This is a genomic window from Gammaproteobacteria bacterium (assembly GCA_035546635.1).
Lineage (GTDB): Bacteria > Pseudomonadota > Gammaproteobacteria > JAURND01 > JAURND01 > DASZWJ01.
Window position 1 is genome coordinate 275534 of the sequence record DASZWJ010000028.1, and the last position, 18372, is coordinate 293905.

The following is an 18372-nucleotide window of genomic DNA, read 5'->3' on the forward strand; positions in this document are numbered from 1 at the left end:
TAGCGAAAACTTTCTGAGTAAATTATTATGCATAAATCGCGTCAGTTAGCTGTAATTGGTTTAGGATATGTTGGCTTGCCCGTGGCGGTAGCGTTTGCAGCAAAACGTCAAGTCATTGCTTTTGACATTAAGTTGCAACGTATCCTTGAGCTTAAAAATGGTATTGATAAAACCGGTGAAGTATCTACAGAAAATTTGCAGCAAACCCATTTAAAATTTACTGCCGATCCCGAAGATTTGCACCAGGCTGATACCTTTATCGTCGCAGTTCCTACCCCAATTAACCGCGCCAAACAGCCAGATTTTACTCCTTTAATCGAAGCTTCAAAGTTAATCGGTCGTTATCTCAAACCTGGCGCAATTGTGATTTATGAATCAACAGTTTATCCCGGTGCGACGGAAGAGGTTTGCGCTCCTATTTTAGAGCAAGCCTCGCAATTGCAATCCGGGGTAGATTTTTTTCTAGGATATTCACCTGAGCGTATTAATCCAGGTGATCGCGAACATTCGTTTACTAAAATATGTAAAGTAGTTTCAGGACAAACTGAAGAGGTGTTAGAGATAATCGCCAATTTATACGCAGAAGTGGTAGAGGCGGGAGTTTATTCTGCGCCTAGCATCCAAGTGGCTGAGGCAGCTAAAGTTATTGAGAATACGCAGCGCGATCTCAATATCGCCTTGGTTAACGAATTGGCTATGATTTTTAACACCTTGAATATTGATACTGCTGAAGTGTTAAAAGCCGCAGCGACGAAGTGGAATTTTTTGCCATTCAAACCAGGACTAGTAGGGGGGCATTGCATTGGCGTTGATCCCTACTATCTGACACATAAAGCACTCATGAGCGGTCTGCACCCTGAAGTCATTTTAGCAGGGCGCCGTATCAATGATGATATGGGCAAATATATCGCTGCCCAAACCGTAAAACAGTTGATTCATGGGGGTGTTGCGATCAAGCAGTCACGCGTCGCAGTTTGTGGTTTAACGTTTAAAGAAAATTGCGCCGATATGCGCAATAGTAAGGTCGTCGATGTGGTACGAGAATTACAGGATTATGGCATTGAGGTAACGGTGCATGACCCTGTCGCCGAAGAGGCAGATATTCATCAAGAATATGGATTACAAACTGTTGATTTTGCCAATCTCGCCCGTATGGATGCTTTGATTTTAGCTGTTCCACATCAGTTTTATTTAGATAAAACACTGACGCAATTGACACAGTGCCTTTCAAACCCATTTAAGCTGGTTGTCGATGTTAAAAGTGTATTGGATAGAAATGCATTGCATACACTGGGAGTTCAATTATGGCGACTATAGCTTATCAACAATTATGCCAACGTTTATCGCAGGAAAAATATACTTGGTTAGTTACAGGTGCGGCGGGTTTTATTGGCAGTCATTTAGTTGAGCAATTGCTGCGACTTTCGCAGCAGGTCATTGGCTTAGACAATTTTGCAACAGGGTATCAACATAATTTACAACAAGTATTAAATAATCTGCCGCCTGATCGGGCACAGCTTTTTCATTTTATCGAAGGTGATATTCGTGATTTAGCCGTTTGTCATCAAGCAACCGAAGGTGTTGATCTGGTATTGCATCAGGCGGCATTAGGTAGTGTGCCGCGCTCAATTAAAGATCCATTAACCACGCATGCGGTGAATGTTGATGGATTTATGAATATGTTGACGGCTGCGCAGAAAAATAATGTCAGACGTTTTGTTTATGCTTCTTCCAGTTCGGTGTATGGCGACTCTCCAATACTGCCTAAAGTTGAACATCACCTTGGTCAATTATTATCGCCATATGCTGTGAGTAAAATGACAAATGAACTGTATGGTAAAGTGTTTACCCGTTGTTATAATTTTGTGACTTTTGGGTTACGCTATTTTAATGTATTTGGCGCAAGGCAGAGCCCTGTTGGACCCTATGCTGCGGTGTTACCGCGTTGGGTACAGAGTTTGCTATCGGGTGAGCAGGCGGTAATTTATGGTGATGGCACCACTACCCGTGATTTTTGTTTTATAGATAATGTGGTACAGGCAAATTTATTAGCTGCTATGACGGATAATTCAAAAGCTTTTGGTCAGGTGTTTAATATCGCGGTGGGTCAGCAGACTTCCTTGAATGCCTTATTTAAGCAAATAGCGACTTTGCTGGGTGTTGCTGATGCCGGCCCGGTTTATCAAGCGTTTCGTCCTGGTGATATCAAAGATTCGTTGGCGGATATCACTTTAGCTAAAGAATTATTGGGTTATGTGCCTACACATGATGTGAATGATGGGTTGGGGGTGGCAATGGCTTGGTATAGAAAGCAAAAATAAAGTATAGCTTAAATCCTTCTCCACTAGCGGCAAAAGGTTAAATTAAGCACTGTAGTGCCTATGCCCAGAAGGGGAAGAGGAAAAAATTAAAGAATGTGAGTAAATAATGACTACCTATCTTGTCACTGGTGCAAATGGTTTTATCGCAAATCGCCTTTGCACACATTTACTAAACCAGGGGATCGCTGTTATAGGCACCGTGCGTGATGCATCACGTTCAGTCCCCAAAGGCGTGCAGCCCAAGGTCACAGGTTCGATCTGTGCGACTACCGATTGGAGTTCGGCTTTAACAGGTGTTGACGTAGTCTATCATTTGGCCTCAACAGTACACCGACTAGACATTCAGGATGCTGCAATTTATCAAACAACCATTACCGCAGCCACAGCCACATTGGCAGAGCAGGCAGCAGCCGCGGGTGTTAAGCGACTGGTACTACTCAGTACCGCCAGTGTTTATGGAGAAACAAGTACGAATTCATTAACAGAAGATGCGCAAAAACAGCCCGTTACACTTTATGGAAAAACCAAACTGCAGGCTGAAATGGAATTGCAGGCTATCGCACAACAAACTGCATTAGAAACTGTGATTGTGCGCGCACCCATGGTGTATGGTAAAGACGCGCCAGGTAATTTCAATGCATTAGTTAGATTGGTACAAAAAATCCCTTTGCTACCTTTTGGCTTAGCCCTGGAAAAACGCAGTTTTATTGGTATTGATAATTTATTAGATTTTTTATTGTTGTGCGCGAGGAGCCCAGCGGCAGCCAATAAAGTATTTAATGTTGCTGATGATGATGATATGAATTTGAAAGACTTATGTATGATGATTGCTTTGATACTCCATAAAAAATGTTTGTTATTACCTGTTCCACCGGCGCTCATGCAAGTGGGTTTAACAGCCATAGGCAAAGCGAGTATGTATAATAAGTTATTTGAATCACTGAGACTGGATGTGACGCGGGCTAAAGCCGTGTTAGCGTGGAAACCAGCCCATACGTTACATGAGCAGTTAATAAAAGCTTTGCAGTTATGATATACCTAATTTTAATACTATTATTTATTCTCTCCCTTGTTATAACCTATGGTTATATCCATTTAGCAGTGAGAAAAAAATGGCTTGATGTACCTAATCAACGCAGTTCGCATACGCGCATTGTTCCACGCGGTGGCGGCTTGGTGTTTATTAGCTTATGGCTGTTAGCCGCCGTGATTGCCAGCTTTTTTCAATTGTGGACTGTTAGACAATTTCTGGCTGTTATTCCTTCCGCTATTATAATCGCGGTTACCGCTTTTTATGATGACCGTCATTCTTTATCAGCGAAATATCGCTCATGCGCCTATGTGGCTGCGGCATGTATCAGTGTTGGTGCATTAGGGGGATTCGATCATCTCATCATTGCCAAAAATTTAAGCATACCTTTGGGTTGGTTAGGCTCTATCATCGCTATTTTAATCATCGCATGGTCGATCAACCTGTTTAATTTTATGGATGGTATTGATAGCATCGCTGGAGTTGAAGCTTTATTTATCTTGGGTGTGGGTGGTTTTTTCCTGCAACAATCAGGCGGGCAGAGTATGGCATTTTTATCTTGGATGCTAGCAGCCACGATTGCCGGCTTTCTGGTGCTCAATAAATCTCCGGCCAAAGTATTTATGGGTGATGTGGGTAGCGCCAGTTTGGGTTTTATTATCCTGGTCATCGCTTTATTGGCAGATAAATACTATGGGATTCCATTGTTGCTTTGGCTAATTTTGTATGGTGTATTTCTATTTGATGCGACTATCACGCTGGTACGCCGCATATTGGCCAAGGAAGTCTGGTATCACGCACATCGACTTCACGCCTATCAACGTTTGCATCAGTTAGGGTGGAGCCATGGCCAGGTAGTATGGGCAGTCATTGGAGTGAATTCTTTTTTGGCGGTTTTGGCAATTTTAGGCTTTTATTATCAAAATTTAATGATTTGGTTGGCTATCTTTGCACTGGGAGTTTTGGTATTGTTGTACAAAATTGTGGAAAATCTTAATCCTATGTATCGTAAACCCAATTACTTGCCTCCGTTGAAAAAGGGGGATTAAGGGGGGTAGAGGCATGAAGCCACTTATTGACGCTGGCATCCCGGCAAGCTTTGTAGCTTGCGATCCACTTTTCAAAGTGGTGTGAATACTTGCTTGTAAATATAGAATGGTCAGGTATCGTTACGCAAAGCTATTAGGAAATATATACGTGAAAATGAAATATGCCACCTTAAAGAAACGCTCTATTGTGTTTTGCCATGACTTAGTGATGATCGTATTGGCATGGTATGCTGCTTATTGGCTGCGTTTTAACCTGGGCGAGGTGCCGGCAGATAAACTTCAACAAGCTGAAATTATTCTGCCCATGCTCATGGTCATACAGGTTGGGTTTTATTGGATATTTGGTTTATATCGCGGTATATGGCGCTTTGCCTCGTTGCCTGATCTGATGCGTATTGTCAAAGCAGTGGTTACGGCTGTTATTCTCACGATAGTCATACTTTTCTTGGATAAACGTCTCATTCAGGTACCGCGCTCCATTTTTCCGCTTTATGGTTTATTGCTTATCATGTTTTTAGGTGGGTCGCGTTTCCTTTATCGTTGGTCTAAAGACAAAGGTAAACGACATGGCAAGCGGGTTTTAATTGTAGGGGCAGGTCAGGCTGGTGAAGGTATAGCCCGTGATTTGAAACGGGATGTGAATAGAGAATATCATGCAGTGGCTTTTGTCGATGATAGGGTTAGCAAAGAAGGTCAGGAAATACAGGGTATACGCGTCGTAGGGACGACCAGAGTGATTCCGGCGATTGTTAAACGCTATCAGATTGATTTAATCATTATTGCTATGCCGTCTGCCCGATCTGCAGATATGCGGCGTATTGTGGAATATTGCGAATCAACTGGCGTGCCATTTCGGACACTACCGGGATTAGATCATTTAGCTAGTGGCAATGTTAAAATTGATGCCTTACGAGAAGTCTCTTTAGAAGATTTATTAGGTCGAGACCCAGTATCATTGGACTGGCAGGATATCCGCCGTGGCATTGAAGAGCGGACGGTCATGGTGTCGGGCGGTGGTGGTTCAATCGGATCAGAGCTATGCCGGCAGGTGGCGCGCCTTGCTCCTAAAAAGCTGATTGTAATCGAACAAAATGAATATAATCTGTATTCTCTTAAAATGGAAATCAGTCAGAAATTTCCAGAAATTGATTTTATGGGTTATTTGGTTGATGTCACTGACCGAGTTGCAGTACGTGAAGTCATGTGTCAAAACCGAATAGATGTCGTATTCCACGCAGCAGCGTATAAACATGTGCCTATGTTGGAAAGCCAGTTGCGAGTGGCAATACACAATAATACCTTGGGTACGCAGATTCTCGCGGAAGAAGCGGTAGCGACCAAAGTTAAAAAATTCGTATTAATCTCAACGGACAAAGCCGTAAATCCTAGTAATGTGATGGGAGCTACTAAAAGAGCAGCGGAAATTTTTATACAAAACTATAATGCCCATTCTGATACAAAATTTATAACCGTACGATTTGGTAATGTCCTGGGCTCTGCTGGGAGCGTTGTGCCTTTATTTCGTAAACAAATAGAGTCGGGTGGCCCAGTGACTGTGACTCATCCAGAAATAACACGTTTCTTTATGACTATCCCCGAAGCGACACAATTAATTTTACAAGCCACAGTGATGGGGAGTGGCGGTGAAATTTTTGTACTTGATATGGGAGATCCGATTAAAATACGCTATTTGGCCGAACAGATGATCTTGTTAGCCGGTTTAACGTTGGGAGAAGATATAGAAATTCAATATACCGGCTTACGTCCTGGTGAAAAACTTTATGAAGAACTATTTCACGAATCTGAGGCGCTTAAAAAAACTGCACATGAAAAAATCTTACAGGCCTCTTATCGCGAACGCGATTGGCCAAAACTGCTTGAGACATTAAAAGAGATGAAACAAGCCTGTGATGAGAATAAAGAATCGAAATTGTGGCATCTGTTGTTATTATTGGTCCCAGAGTACTCAAGAGCAGCAATTATTGAGCTTGTTGGGAATAATCAACCCACTCTCGTACCCGAAGAAATATAATTATGGAAAAAACTATAACCATCTATGGTGCAGGCTATGTAGGGCTGGTTACTAGTGTTTGCTTTGCAGAATTGGGCAATCATGTATTATTGGTTGATATCAATGCACAAAAAATCGCGGAATTGCAGCAGGGAATCAGCCCAATTTATGAACCGGATTTAGAAGAATATTTGCAACGTCATATCAATACCACTGGTCGAATAGCATTTAGTACGGATTTAAAAGCAGGGGTCGACCATGGATTATTTCAATTTATTGCAGTAGGTACCCCTTCAGCCGAAGATGGTTCTGCCGATTTACAAAGTGTATTTGCGGTTGCAACCGGTATTGCTGAATGTGCAACGGAATATCGTATTATTGTCAATAAGTCCACAGTCACAATTGGTACTGCCCAAAAAATAAAACGCTTGATGCTGGAAAAATTGCAGCAACGCGGGGCTCATACTGATTTTGATGTCGTTTCTAATCCTGAATTCCTAAGGCAAGGCGCTGCTATCTACGATTTTATGCAACCCGACCGTATTATTATCGGTGCTGATAATGATCGGGCAGCTAAATTACTGCATGAGCTATATCAGCCATTAGATGATAACAGCCAACGTTTTATTTTCATGGATAATAATTCAGCTGAGCTAACCAAATATGTGGCCAATGCGTATTTGGCTGCGCGAATTAGTTTCATCAATGAAATGAGTCATTTGGCAGAGCGTTTTGGTGCTGACATTGATATGATCCGCCGCGGAGTTGGCTCTGATCATCGTATTGGTCACCAATTTTTATATGCAGGTTGTGGTTTTGGTGGTTCTTGTTTTCCTAAAGATGTGCGCGCACTGAAAAAAATGTCAGAAGAGCTAGGGTATTCACCCGCCATTCTCAAAGCGGTAGAAAGCGTGAATAACCAGCAAAAACGCGTGTTGTTCAATAAAATTTCTACTTATTTTCAAGGAAATGTTGCAGGTAAAACCATAGCCATTTGGGGTTTAGCATTTAAACCCAATACGGATGATATGCGCGAAGCTTCCAGCTTAGTATTAATTGATGCATTATTAGCCGCTGGAGCGAAGGTACAAGCATATGACCCGGCAGCAAGCAGTTTAGCACAAAGAATTTACGCGCAAGCTCAAGGTTTTAATCTATGCACGAAAGCGAATGATACTTTAGCAGGCGCTGATGTGTTGGCGGTAGTGACTGAATGGGATGAATTCCGCCACCCGGATTTTGATTTAATCAAGAGAAAATTACGTTATCCGGCAGTTTTTGATGGTAGAAATTTATATGCGACTCAGGTTTTAGCTGAACATGGATTGAGTTATTTTGCTATTGGACGTGGAGAGAAGTTGAGTCATTCTTTGTCTGCTTCCCTTGTGGAAGAAAGTATCTTTTAGATTTTCATCTCTCCCTTCAGTCACAGACGGAGAGGTGAATGAATTAATTGAAAACCTGCGAGTTCAATTGATGAATTTGACAATAAAAATTTTGCTTGCCATGTTGTTGGGGTGTGTCGCTGGATTATTAATACGCATGAATGCCGGCCATGCCATTATACAAGTCCTATTGGATGATATTTTAAAAACCGGTGGTAACATCTTTATCACTATTCTGAAAATGCTCGTAGTGCCCGTGGTGTTTGTGTCTCTAGTCTGCGGCAGCAGTTCTCTGGATATCAAAAAATTAGGCCGTATTGGTGGTAAGACTTTAGTTTTGTATCTCATCACGACAGCCATTGCTATCACTTTGGCCATTTTGTTCGCCAGCATTTTTTCAATTGGCTCTGACTTGCAAGCAGCATCGACTACACCGTTAGCCATCAAAGAAGTGCCTTCCATTAAAGATATTATCAGTAACCTATTTCCAAGCAATTTTTTCAAAGCCCTTGTTGAGGGTGAAATGTTGCAGATCATCGTCTTTTCCATATTATTTGGTATGGCACTTTCAGCTGCCGGAGAAGCGGGTAAGCGTATAGGTGCAATTTTTCGTGATCTCAATGATGTAATCATGCACTTTATCACGATGATGTTGCAGCTAGCGCCTTATGGTATTTTTTGTTTAGTCGCTGTGAGCTTTGCCCAGATGGGCTTTAATTTAATCGGCCAGCTATTCGGATATTTCTCTATTGTCTTGTTAGTATTATTAATACATCTGACCGTCACTTATTCTTTATTGCTTAAAGTAGTTGGTGGCTTAAACCCGCTGATGTTTTTTAGAAAATTTTATCCCTGCATGTTATTTGCTTTTAGTACTTCAAGTAGTAATGCCTCTATCCCAGTCGTATTGGAAACGGTAGAACATAAGCTCGGAGTCAAAAATCAAGTGGCCTCATTTATCGTGCCTTTGGGTGCGACCATCAATATGGATGGTACTGCTATTATGCAGGGGGTAGCTACGGTATTTATTGCCCATGTTTATAACGTGCCTATTGGATTGACAGGTTTTTTAATGGTCATCATGATGGCTACTCTGGCTTCAATAGGGACGGCCGGTATTCCCAGTGTGGGTTTGATTACCTTGGCAATGGTTTTGAAGCAGGTTAATGTGCCGGTTGAAGGCATTGCCTTGATTATCGGGGTTGATAGGTTGCTGGATATGGCAAGAACAGCGGTTAATGTGTCGGGGGATGCGGTGGTAGCCTGTATTGTTGCTAAAAATGAAAAAAGCATGAATACAGAGGTTTATGATACGGTTTAGGGGGGGAGAGTTCTTTTCCTTCTCCCCTTGTGGGAGAAGGAAAAAAGTGTAAACGGAGGATAGAGGAGGAGGACTTAAAATGCAATTCAGCAATCAAGTTGCAGTTATTACCGGCGGCGCTTCCGGTATGGGTGCTGAAACTGCCAAGCAATTAACGCAAGCCGGAATGCGAGTAGCCATTTTAGATCGTAACTTGGCTCAAGAGAAACAAACGGCACAGTTAATCAATGGAATAGCCATCACTTGTGACGTAACCAATAGCAGTGATGTGACTCAAGCTTTTGCACAAATTGAAGCAGAGCTAGGAGTCCCACGCGTTTGTGTCAACTGCGCCGGTATCTGCCCGGGTCAGCTGATCGTAGGCAAAGATGGCTCTCCATTGCCGCTTGAAGACTTTACTCCCACTATCCAGGTTAATTTAATCGGCACTTTTAATGTGCTGCGGGTAGCAGCCGCACGCATGGCTACATTACCTCCTATAGGCGATAGCGAAGAGCGTGGTGTGATTATCAATACCGCTTCAGTTGCCGCATTTGAGGGGCAAATAGGCCAGATAGCCTATAGTGCTTCCAAGGGCGGTGTAGTGGCTATGACATTACCCGCCGCAAGAGAATTGGCACGTTTCGGCATCCGCGTTATGGCTATTGCGCCAGGATTGATTGAAACCCCCATGTTGAGAGGCTTGCCTGACAAGGTGCGTGATAATCTTGCAGCCTCGGTGCCCTTTCCAAAACGCTTTGGTAGTCCTGCTGAGTATGCTAAGCTAGTCCTACATATTGTTGAGAATCCCATGTTAAACGGTTCGGTGATCCGACTGGATGGGGCATTGCGAATGGCGCCTAAATAGATACCTCATGTTAAGCATAGTCGTTGTCAACAATCCAAAAAAATGGAATTTTAACATTCCCGACGTAGAAATTGTCTCCGCCAAGTCCTACCTCACTGATAGCAAATATTCTGAAATTCGCAATATTCGTATCTATAACCTTTGCCGTTCTTATCGTTACCAAGGCATGGGTTACTATGTTTCTTTATTAGCTGAAGCGCGGGGACATCGGGCTTTCCCTAATGTCACTACGATTCAGGATCTAAAATCACAATCTATATTGCGTGTGATGTCAGATGAAATTGACCAACTGATTCAAAGCAGCTTCTCCAAGCTAAAATCAACAACTTATAATTTAAATATTTATTTTGGCAGAAACGTTGCCAAGCAATACGATAAATTAAGTCAGCAGCTTTATAATCTATTTCAGGCACCTTTACTGGAAGTCACTTTTTCATATAATAAAAAATGGCTGCTACAAAATGTCAATCCTATACCCATCACTGAAATACCAGAAGGCCATGAACCTTATTTGATAGAATTTGCCAATGCGTATTTTTCGAAAAAACGTATTCATTCTTTCCGTAAAACTGCATCCATTTACGATTTAGCCATATTACTCAATCCCCAAGAAAAAGTTCCACCTTCCAATAAAAAAGCCATCAAAAATTTTATCGATGCGGCAGAGTCATTGAATTTCCGAACGCGTTTAATTACTAAAGATGATTTCAGCAGAGTGGCTGAATTTGATGCGTTATTTATTCGTGAAAGAACTGAGGTTAATCACCATACTTATCGCTTTGCGCGTCGCGCCTATGCAGAAAATTTGGTGGTTATCGATGATCCCGAATCAATAGTGAAATGCACGAATAAAGTCTATTTAGCTGAATTGTTAACTAAAGCAAAAGTACCCATTCCCAAAACCATTATTGTGCATAAAGACAATGCTAATCATATCTCGCGTCAATTGGGATTGCCCTGTGTACTAAAACAGCCTGATGGTTCATTATCTACTGGTGTTATTAAAGTAAGTCATGAACAAGATTTAAAAAATGAGGTAGAAAAATTTTTAAATCGTTCTGACTTGATTATTGCGCAGGAATTTATTCCTACGGAGTTTGATTGGCGTATAGGTTTTATAGACAAACAGCCATTATTTGCTTGTAAATATTTTATGGCTAAGGATCATTGGCAAATTTATAATCTATCTAACAAATCTTCATTGTTTGGATGTGTTGAAGCAGTTCCCATCCACACTGTCCCGACTAAAGTATTACAATTGGCAAAAAAAGCTGCCGGTTTAATTGGTGATGGTTTATATGGAGTTGATTTAAAACAAATAGGCAACCATGTGGTGGTGATTGAAGTCAATGATAACCCCACGATCGATAATAATCAGGAAGACATTTTGCTTAAAGATGAGCTGTATTTGACGATTATGCGCTCGATATTAAAACGTATCGAGAGCAAAAAAAGTATGAGTGGGGTCAAATCTTGACATATGACATTGAAGTAAGAATCAATGTCATATGTTAAGATTTGACCCCATTCTATAAAAGTTTGGAGTGTGTTTTTTGAAAGTAGAATCTAAAATAGAAAAAAAATTACTGCACTATACAGGAAAAGCCATTGCTGATTATCACATGATAAAAACAGGCGACAAAGTGATGGTCTGTTTATCTGGTGGTAAAGACTCATTTACCATGCTCACTTTGTTAAATTTATTGCGTCTGCGCTCCAACAACAAATTCCAGATTTTTGCATTTACTTTAGATCAGGCGCAACCTGGCTGGGATGATTCACAATTGCGAGCTTGGCTTGATGCTAAGGAGATTCCTTACGAGATTTTACGTCAAGATACTTATTCCATTGTGAAGGATAAAATACCTGAAGGTAATACTTATTGTTCATTGTGTTCGCGATTACGGCGAGGAATTATTTACACCTATGCTAAAGAAAAAGGCTTTACCAAAATTGCGTTGGGACATCATCGTGATGATTTGATTCGCACTTTATTAATGTCGATTTTATATAATGGTGATATCCGCTCTATGCCACCGAAATTATTAACCGATGATAAAAAAAATATTGTGATTAGACCAATGGTGTATTGTCAGGAAAAAGACATTATTGCTTATGCACAGGAAAAAGAATTCCCCATCATACCTTGTAATTTATGCGGTTCTCAAGAAAACCTGATGCGGCAACGTGTCAAAGTTCTCATTGATGGGTTAGCCCATGAAAATCCGAAAGTGCCGAGTAACATACTGCATGCACTCAGTAGTGTACGTCCCAGTCAGTTGATGGATGAACGCTTATGGGATTTTAAAAATTTGGAAACTATGGCTGAGGCGGTTGTTGTTGAAGGTTAGTTAACTCCCCTTTTTCAGAAATGTTGTCATTCCCGCACAGGCAGGAATCTATTTATTTTCTGGCACAGAGCCAAAATCAGGATGGATTTCCGCCCGCGCGGAGTGAAAGTGTTTTTTTATTGGGTGGGTAGTTACTCAAAGTTAATATTTCATAATTATGTTGTCAATTTGCATCATACGTCATAAATTTTGACAAAAGCAAAATTTATCCTGATTTAAATCTTACTGATTAACTTCTATTCTTTTAATTTTATAACCAGGCAAACTCTTGGTTAGTACGCAAACCTGATTATCTATTTGGCCATTTGCAGAAATAATGGTCATTGCATAGTCAGGAGTAAATTTTAGTTCAAAATTTTCAAATCCTTGCTTTCTTTTATCTTTAGATAAATTGTTTACGTTGCTAGGATAAATATGAATAGAGACAGGTTGTTTATTTGGGAGAGAGCTGCAGGATCCAGCATTGTATACCCAGAATAAATTATTATCTTTTATAAAGGTATTAGAATTTTGATTTTTCTGAGCTATAGATAACTCTTGCTCAATATCACTCCACAATGCGACAGGCTTAATGGTGATTTTTGCGGCTGGAAAGCCATAATATTTAGCAAAAGATCGATTTCGCCAATCAGCAGGATCTGTTGCAGAAAGGTCGCTTATATAGATATTTTTCGTGCGAATAAGTAAGGCTTTATTTCCAGAACTAGCTCTCCAAGCATCAATGGCGGGTATATGGTAAGGGGGTAAGATAACATTATTCACTTTATTGTTTTTGTAAAGCATCATCAGCTGTACTCGCTTTTGAAATTGGTTATGAAATAACCTGATATTAAAATAGGTTGATGTCATGCTAATAACCAGAGCTGCCAAACAGATAGCCGCAATGATTGGATAGAGCCATTGCCAAAATTTTTTGGAGTACTCTTGTGAAAAAATAGTGGTTAAGCACATAACTAGAAAAATATCGGGGAAAAATGATGTCCTATCGCCAGACATAATATGAGGTACGCCCATCATGGTATAGGCTGAAATGAACGATAGGATAAAGAATAATAAACCCCGTGGATTATTTTTATAATTCTTAAATAACAAAACTATAAAGACGATAGTGGGTATCATTATAATGATACCTGTTAAAACGTGAATATGCGCTTGTTTAGACATTACATATGCGGCCAAAACAGCCAGTAACGCTACGGCAATACTTAATATTTTATTTTTAATATAACCATTTCCTATGAGCAATAATAGGGTCAACATAGCTATTACACCCAAGGGAATACTGTCAGCAACAGCTTGAGATAAATGAGTTCCTATAGACTGATTTAGAGTAATAAATTTTTTAATGTAATAACCAATGCTTGTAATATGCGGATAAGCAGCTGCTATACTGTGGGCTCTGACATAGTTGCCTGGAGCAATAACAAGGATGATTACACCAATAAAATAAAAAATACTACTGGATATAACCCAGGTGGGAATCTTTTTGTAACGACGCCAGCAATAAATATTAATAAATAACAGGAATATGAGTATCGTAATGTTCAAGCTTTCATGAACTATTCCCAGTAATAAGGCTGCCAAAGAAAACGCGATTATTTTTAGCCAACCGGATATGTTTATAGGTTGGTTTGTAAATAATTTTAAAAAGGGATAAATGAAATATAATGTGGCAGTCATAGGCCATAAATAAAAAAAAGCGCCGACTTTCCAAAAAGAGGCTTCAGCTAATTCGATAATGCAAAACCAGGCAATGGTTGTAATGAAAATTAAGGTTGCTAAATCTCGTAATTTATTCGGCGCACGTAATGTGGTAGTTAAGAAAATGCCATTGATGAGTAAACAGAATATAGCAGCATTAAGTAGATTGAATAGAGTTATAAAGGGAAGCAATGCGTCCATAGCAAAATAAGCTGATATTCTTCCGCTCCAAGTAAGGTAAAGTAATTTGGTTGTAGAGAAAACTTGAGAAATGGCATCAGCTATACTGGAAAAATGTAAGCTATAATAAAAATCATCTACCATTTGAGGATAAAGACTATTGATAATCGCTGTATATATAAACAAAGATATGAAGAATAATAGAATGGGTATTTTTTTTAGGTGTATGTGCATGGTGCTTCCTTAAATATAAGATAAAAATTCACTTGTCCAATCAAAAATTGTTTTTCCGTCAATAGTACTATATTGACCTGTTACTATTTGCTTTATGGGATAGTAAGGTAAATGCGCGGCAAATACACACACATCACTTTTTGTTTTACCTTGATCTGAAATTACTGTAGTCATGTTATCTGGCTGCCATGCAAATCCCAAATCTTCAAAGCCATTTGCTCTTTTAGATTTAGCAAGGTTATTAGAATCCTTGGGGTAAACATGGAGAAAAAATGGATTTTTATTTTCAATTGCCGCACAGGCACTGCGGGTTGTTACATAATAGAATGTGCGGTTTATAACCAATGTACTAAAGTGAGTTTTAGCTTGATCAACATCCATGACTTTTTCTAGAGTTGACCACCTTTCCACAAATGGACGCAGAATTATTGGAGAATGGTAGAGTAGAGCAAGTTCATGTTCGTTGAAATCTCTAACCACCAAATGGGGCGTATATAAAAGGAGGTCTTTATTTGGAAGATTTAATTGGTTTTTGATGAGAGGTTGCAAAATGATCGGTGTATTATTCTGTTGATAAAGCGACATTAAATTTTCGCGATTTACCTCTTGCTCATAGATAAATTTCGTTTCTTTGTAATTATGAATCATGCTCGGCACTAAAAAGAACAAAAGAGATAAGCAAAATATTGGATAATAAACATTCCAGCCTTTTAACGAATTTTCATTGCATATAACAGAGAGCATGGCAATAACAAAAAAGATATCTGCAAAAAAAGCCATTCTATAACCGAACATAATCCAGGGTGCAACGATTGTGGCATAAGCAGCAATTCCTGATAGTAAGATAAACAGAGCGCATCGCTTACCATTTGGCGAAGGATTTAGTAGATTCAATAGGATAAAAATTGTGAATAAAGATAGAAATAAACCGGTGCTAATTAAATTAGGCTTGATCCAATTAGGTGTTATCAACAGAAATGTAGCGAGTAGTGTTACTCCCAAAAGTAAGGTAACCCATACTTTTGAATTTAAAAATTTTTGCAGCAACAGGATGAATAGTGCAGCTAATGTAAGTAAAAATAAAGGCTGAGAGCCGTTAAAACTAATATAGTGTTTATAAATAACAAATGAAAGCTGGAGTGTTTTATGTATTAATCCATCGTGAACTGCTCCGTGTGCAGCGCGCACATAATTGCCTGGAGCAATAATTAATATCAGAAATGAAATAAAAAACAAAGCAGTAGCAACCAGACTCCAGGTTGGAATATCTTTGTTTCGAAAATGACAACAACTAATCGTTAGAAGTAGCAAGAATCCTACAGGTACTGCTAAATCTTCGTGGCTCATTCCTAGTAATAAAGCACCTATAACCAACAATATAACTCGCCCATATTTGCCAGCAACAATGTCATTATTTTTCAATAATAAAACTAAAAATGGATATATGAAATATAAGGCACCCGTAAGCGGCCAAAGGTAAACTATTGCGCCAGTTTTCCAAAAAGCAGATTCACCAAGTTCAGGTATAAAAAACCAAAGTACAAAAACAATGAATAAAATTGTAAATAAATCACGAATTTTATAGAGAGGTCTTAAAAGCGCATTAAGAAAAATACCATAGATGAAACAACAAAACATAATCGCATTTAAAAAATTAAATATAGGAATAAGTCTTAAAAATAAATTTATAACAAATACCAGAGACACTCTTCCGCCCCAGTGCAAATAACTAGCTTTTATACCAGAGTAAATCAAGCCAATGAGATCTGAAAAGCTGGAGAAATTTGGTATAGCTAGGAAATCATCGGAAGCTAATGGGGTTAAGCGGTTTATTATTAAAAAATAACAAAAAATTGCAAGAAATAAAATGTAACTTGTCAATTTGATTAAGCTGCTTTGACTCATTATGACTCCATGATTTTATTATCAAACTTTTAATCTTTGCACCTTGATAGCTTACCCTTATTTGCGTAATTCTTCTAAATTTTCAAAATATTTCAGGGATTCGGGATTGGCTAATGTATCTTTATTGTGAATAGGGTGCCCCTGAATAATATCACGTACTGCCAATTCGACAATTTTTCCATTGATGGTTTTGGGAATATCTGGGATTTGTATGATTTTATCAGGAATATGGTGAGGAGAGGCGTTTTGTTTGATTATTGTTTTGATGTTATTTTTCAATTCTTCAGATAAGGAAAGACCCGCGTACAGTTTAATGAATAAGATAATGCGGGTATCGTTGTTCCACGGTTGTCCAACTACCAAGCTTTCTAAGATTTCAGGAATTTTTTCCACTTGACGATAAATTTCTGCTGTACCAATACGCACACCTCCAGGATTTAATACCGCATCAGAGCGACCATAGATAATCATGCCTTGGTGTGCAGTTAATTCTGCATAATCTCCATGCGCCCAAATTCCAGGGAATTTAGCAAAATAAGCGTGATAGTACTTTTTGCCATCAGGATCGTTCCAAAAGTAGATTGGCATAGCAGGAAATGCTGCCGTACAAACGAGTTCGCCTTTGGTCTCATGAACTGAATGTCCCTGATCGTCATAAATTTCAACTTTTAACCCTAGACCGCGACATTGTAATTCACCGCGATAAACAGGTATTAATGGATTTCCTAAAGCAAAACAGGAAACAATATCAGTGCCGCCAGAAATCGACGATAATTGCACGTCTGGTTTAATATGGTTGTAAACATAATCAAAATTAAACGGCAAAAGAGGGGAGCCAGTTGATAAAATGGTGCGCAATGAAGTTAAATTATGCGTAGTGATAGGATCAAGATTGGCTTTTTCAATTGCAGAGATATATTTGGCACTTGTTCCAAAGACGCTAATTTTTTCTTCAGCCACTAAGTCAATGAGTGAGCTTTTTTTAGGATGAAAAGGCGAGCCATCATAAAGTACCAGTGTAGCGCCAGTGGCCAGGCCGCTAACTAGATAATTCCACATCATCCAGCCGCAGGTGGTGAAATAAAAAAAGGTATCGCTGTTATGGATATCTGTATGCAGCATCAACTCTTTCAAATGTTGCAGCAGCACCCCGCCAGCACCATGTGCGATACATTTGGGAACACCAGTGGTGCCAGATGAGTATAAAATATAAACAGGATGATCGAATGGCAGTTGGGCAAAGCTAATTTCTTGAGATTCGGCTACTAAAAAGTCATTGTAATATAGAGTATTTGTTAACGCTGAGATATCAGGTGTTGGTTGAGAATAAGGAACAATAAAAGTTTTTTCTAGAGAAGAGATTTTCTCTTGTAAATCTCGTATTTTTTCTAAAGAAGAATGGGTTTTGCCGTGGTAATAATAGCCATCTGTAGCAAACAAAACTTTTGGTTGTATCTGATTAAATCGATCCAAGGCACCGGCGCTGCCAAAATCTGGCGAACAAGAAGACCAAATAGCGCCTATACTGGTTGTTGCTAGCATAGCAATGATCGTTTCGGGTATATTAGGCATAAATGCAGCCACTCGGTCATTGACAGTTACGCCTAAATTTTTTAACCCCGCAGCAAGTTCCGCTACTTGTTTATATAAAGATTGATAGCTGATTTCACGGCGTTTACCTATCTCATTGCGAAAAATCAAAGCGGGTTTAGTAGCATGCTTATGGCGCAAAAGGTTTTCTGCAAAATTTAATCTAGCACCTGTAAACCATTTGGCACCTGGCATTTTTTCAGGGTGAACAATTACTTTTTCCCAAGATTTGCTAGCAATAACTGCGCAAAAATTCCAAATAGCTGGCCAGAACAATGCGGGGTTGTCAACAGACCATTGGTAGAGTGAAGGATAATTTTCTAAATTTAATCCATGTTGCTGGTTTACAAAATTTAAAAAATGCATCATTTGGCTTTTAGCCATATTTTCGAGAGAAGGTTTCCAGACTGGCTGTTCTGGTGATGTGGATTGTTTATGAGTGTTCAT

General features: G+C 39.5%; 13 protein-coding genes. 10 read left to right on the top strand and 3 right to left on the bottom strand.

Features of this window, described 5'->3' with window-relative positions:
* Positions 1 to 27 precede the first annotated feature (27 nt).
* From VHE99_08045 to ttcA, 10 genes are all read left to right on the top strand, one after another.
* A complete protein-coding gene (locus VHE99_08045) occupies positions 28 to 1317 on the top strand; it encodes a nucleotide sugar dehydrogenase (GenBank protein ID HVV68962.1) in 1290 nt (429 codons plus the stop codon).
* Positions 1305 to 2321, top strand: a complete 1017-nt coding sequence (locus VHE99_08050) for an SDR family oxidoreductase (GenBank protein ID HVV68963.1) — start codon at positions 1305 to 1307, stop codon at positions 2319 to 2321. The genes VHE99_08045 and VHE99_08050 overlap by 13 nt, the downstream gene beginning before the upstream one ends.
* A 106-nt stretch (positions 2322 to 2427) precedes the next feature.
* The gene (locus VHE99_08055; GenBank protein HVV68964.1) at positions 2428 to 3354 is read left to right on the top strand and encodes an NAD-dependent epimerase/dehydratase family protein; all 927 of its coding nucleotides are present in this window, start codon (positions 2428 to 2430) and stop codon (positions 3352 to 3354) included.
* Positions 3351 to 4400 (top strand): glycosyltransferase family 4 protein, encoded by a 1050-nt coding sequence (locus VHE99_08060; protein ID HVV68965.1) that lies wholly within the window; start codon positions 3351 to 3353, stop codon positions 4398 to 4400. The genes VHE99_08055 and VHE99_08060 overlap by 4 nt, the downstream gene beginning before the upstream one ends.
* Positions 4401 to 4554: 154 nt before the next feature.
* On the top strand, positions 4555 to 6432 hold the full coding sequence (locus VHE99_08065) for a nucleoside-diphosphate sugar epimerase/dehydratase (protein HVV68966.1): 1878 nt from the start codon (positions 4555 to 4557) through the stop codon (positions 6430 to 6432).
* 2 nt (positions 6433 to 6434) lie between these two features.
* Entirely contained in the window at positions 6435 to 7817 is a 1383-nt protein-coding gene (locus tag VHE99_08070) for a UDP-glucose/GDP-mannose dehydrogenase family protein (protein ID HVV68967.1), read from the top strand.
* A gap of 70 nt (positions 7818 to 7887) precedes the next feature.
* On the top strand, positions 7888 to 9117 hold the full coding sequence (locus VHE99_08075) for a dicarboxylate/amino acid:cation symporter (protein HVV68968.1): 1230 nt from the start codon (positions 7888 to 7890) through the stop codon (positions 9115 to 9117).
* Between the two features lie 79 nt (positions 9118 to 9196).
* A complete protein-coding gene (locus VHE99_08080) occupies positions 9197 to 9964 on the top strand; it encodes an SDR family NAD(P)-dependent oxidoreductase (protein HVV68969.1) in 768 nt (255 codons plus the stop codon).
* A gap of 7 nt (positions 9965 to 9971) precedes the next feature.
* A complete protein-coding gene (locus VHE99_08085) occupies positions 9972 to 11441 on the top strand; it encodes a RimK family protein (protein HVV68970.1) in 1470 nt (489 codons plus the stop codon).
* 76 nt (positions 11442 to 11517) lie between these two features.
* On the top strand, positions 11518 to 12315 hold the full coding sequence (gene ttcA / locus VHE99_08090) for a tRNA 2-thiocytidine(32) synthetase TtcA (protein HVV68971.1): 798 nt from the start codon (positions 11518 to 11520) through the stop codon (positions 12313 to 12315).
* 222 nt (positions 12316 to 12537) lie between these two features.
* Here ttcA and VHE99_08095 read toward each other — a convergent pair whose 3' ends face one another.
* From VHE99_08095 to VHE99_08105, 3 genes are read right to left on the bottom strand one after another with little or no spacing between them, the layout of a single operon-like run.
* Positions 12538 to 14430 carry a DUF6056 family protein gene (locus VHE99_08095; GenBank protein ID HVV68972.1) on the bottom strand — a complete coding sequence of 631 codons (1893 nt, stop codon included), beginning with the start codon at positions 14428 to 14430 and terminating at the stop codon, positions 12538 to 12540.
* A gap of 9 nt (positions 14431 to 14439) precedes the next feature.
* Entirely contained in the window at positions 14440 to 16335 is a 1896-nt protein-coding gene (locus VHE99_08100; protein ID HVV68973.1) for a DUF6056 family protein, read from the bottom strand.
* A gap of 57 nt (positions 16336 to 16392) precedes the next feature.
* Complete coding sequence (locus VHE99_08105) at positions 16393 to 18372, bottom strand: acetoacetate--CoA ligase (protein HVV68974.1); 1980 nt, start codon at positions 18370 to 18372, stop codon at positions 16393 to 16395.

Coding starts and splice junctions, on each gene's coding strand:
- VHE99_08045 (HVV68962.1), top strand. CDS start 28: ATGCATAAATCGCGTCAGTTAGCTGTAATTGGTTTAGGATATGTTGGC.
- VHE99_08050 (HVV68963.1), top strand. CDS start 1,305: ATGGCGACTATAGCTTATCAACAATTATGCCAACGTTTATCGCAGGAA.
- VHE99_08055 (HVV68964.1), top strand. CDS start 2,428: ATGACTACCTATCTTGTCACTGGTGCAAATGGTTTTATCGCAAATCGC.
- VHE99_08060 (HVV68965.1), top strand. CDS start 3,351: ATGATATACCTAATTTTAATACTATTATTTATTCTCTCCCTTGTTATA.
- VHE99_08065 (HVV68966.1), top strand. CDS start 4,555: ATGAAATATGCCACCTTAAAGAAACGCTCTATTGTGTTTTGCCATGAC.
- VHE99_08070 (HVV68967.1), top strand. CDS start 6,435: ATGGAAAAAACTATAACCATCTATGGTGCAGGCTATGTAGGGCTGGTT.
- VHE99_08075 (HVV68968.1), top strand. CDS start 7,888: ATGAATTTGACAATAAAAATTTTGCTTGCCATGTTGTTGGGGTGTGTC.
- VHE99_08080 (HVV68969.1), top strand. CDS start 9,197: ATGCAATTCAGCAATCAAGTTGCAGTTATTACCGGCGGCGCTTCCGGT.
- VHE99_08085 (HVV68970.1), top strand. CDS start 9,972: ATGTTAAGCATAGTCGTTGTCAACAATCCAAAAAAATGGAATTTTAAC.
- VHE99_08095 (HVV68972.1), bottom strand. CDS start 14,430: ATGCACATACACCTAAAAAAAATACCCATTCTATTATTCTTCATATCT.
- VHE99_08100 (HVV68973.1), bottom strand. CDS start 16,335: ATGAGTCAAAGCAGCTTAATCAAATTGACAAGTTACATTTTATTTCTT.
- VHE99_08105 (HVV68974.1), bottom strand. CDS start 18,372: ATGAACACTCATAAACAATCCACATCACCAGAACAGCCAGTCTGGAAA.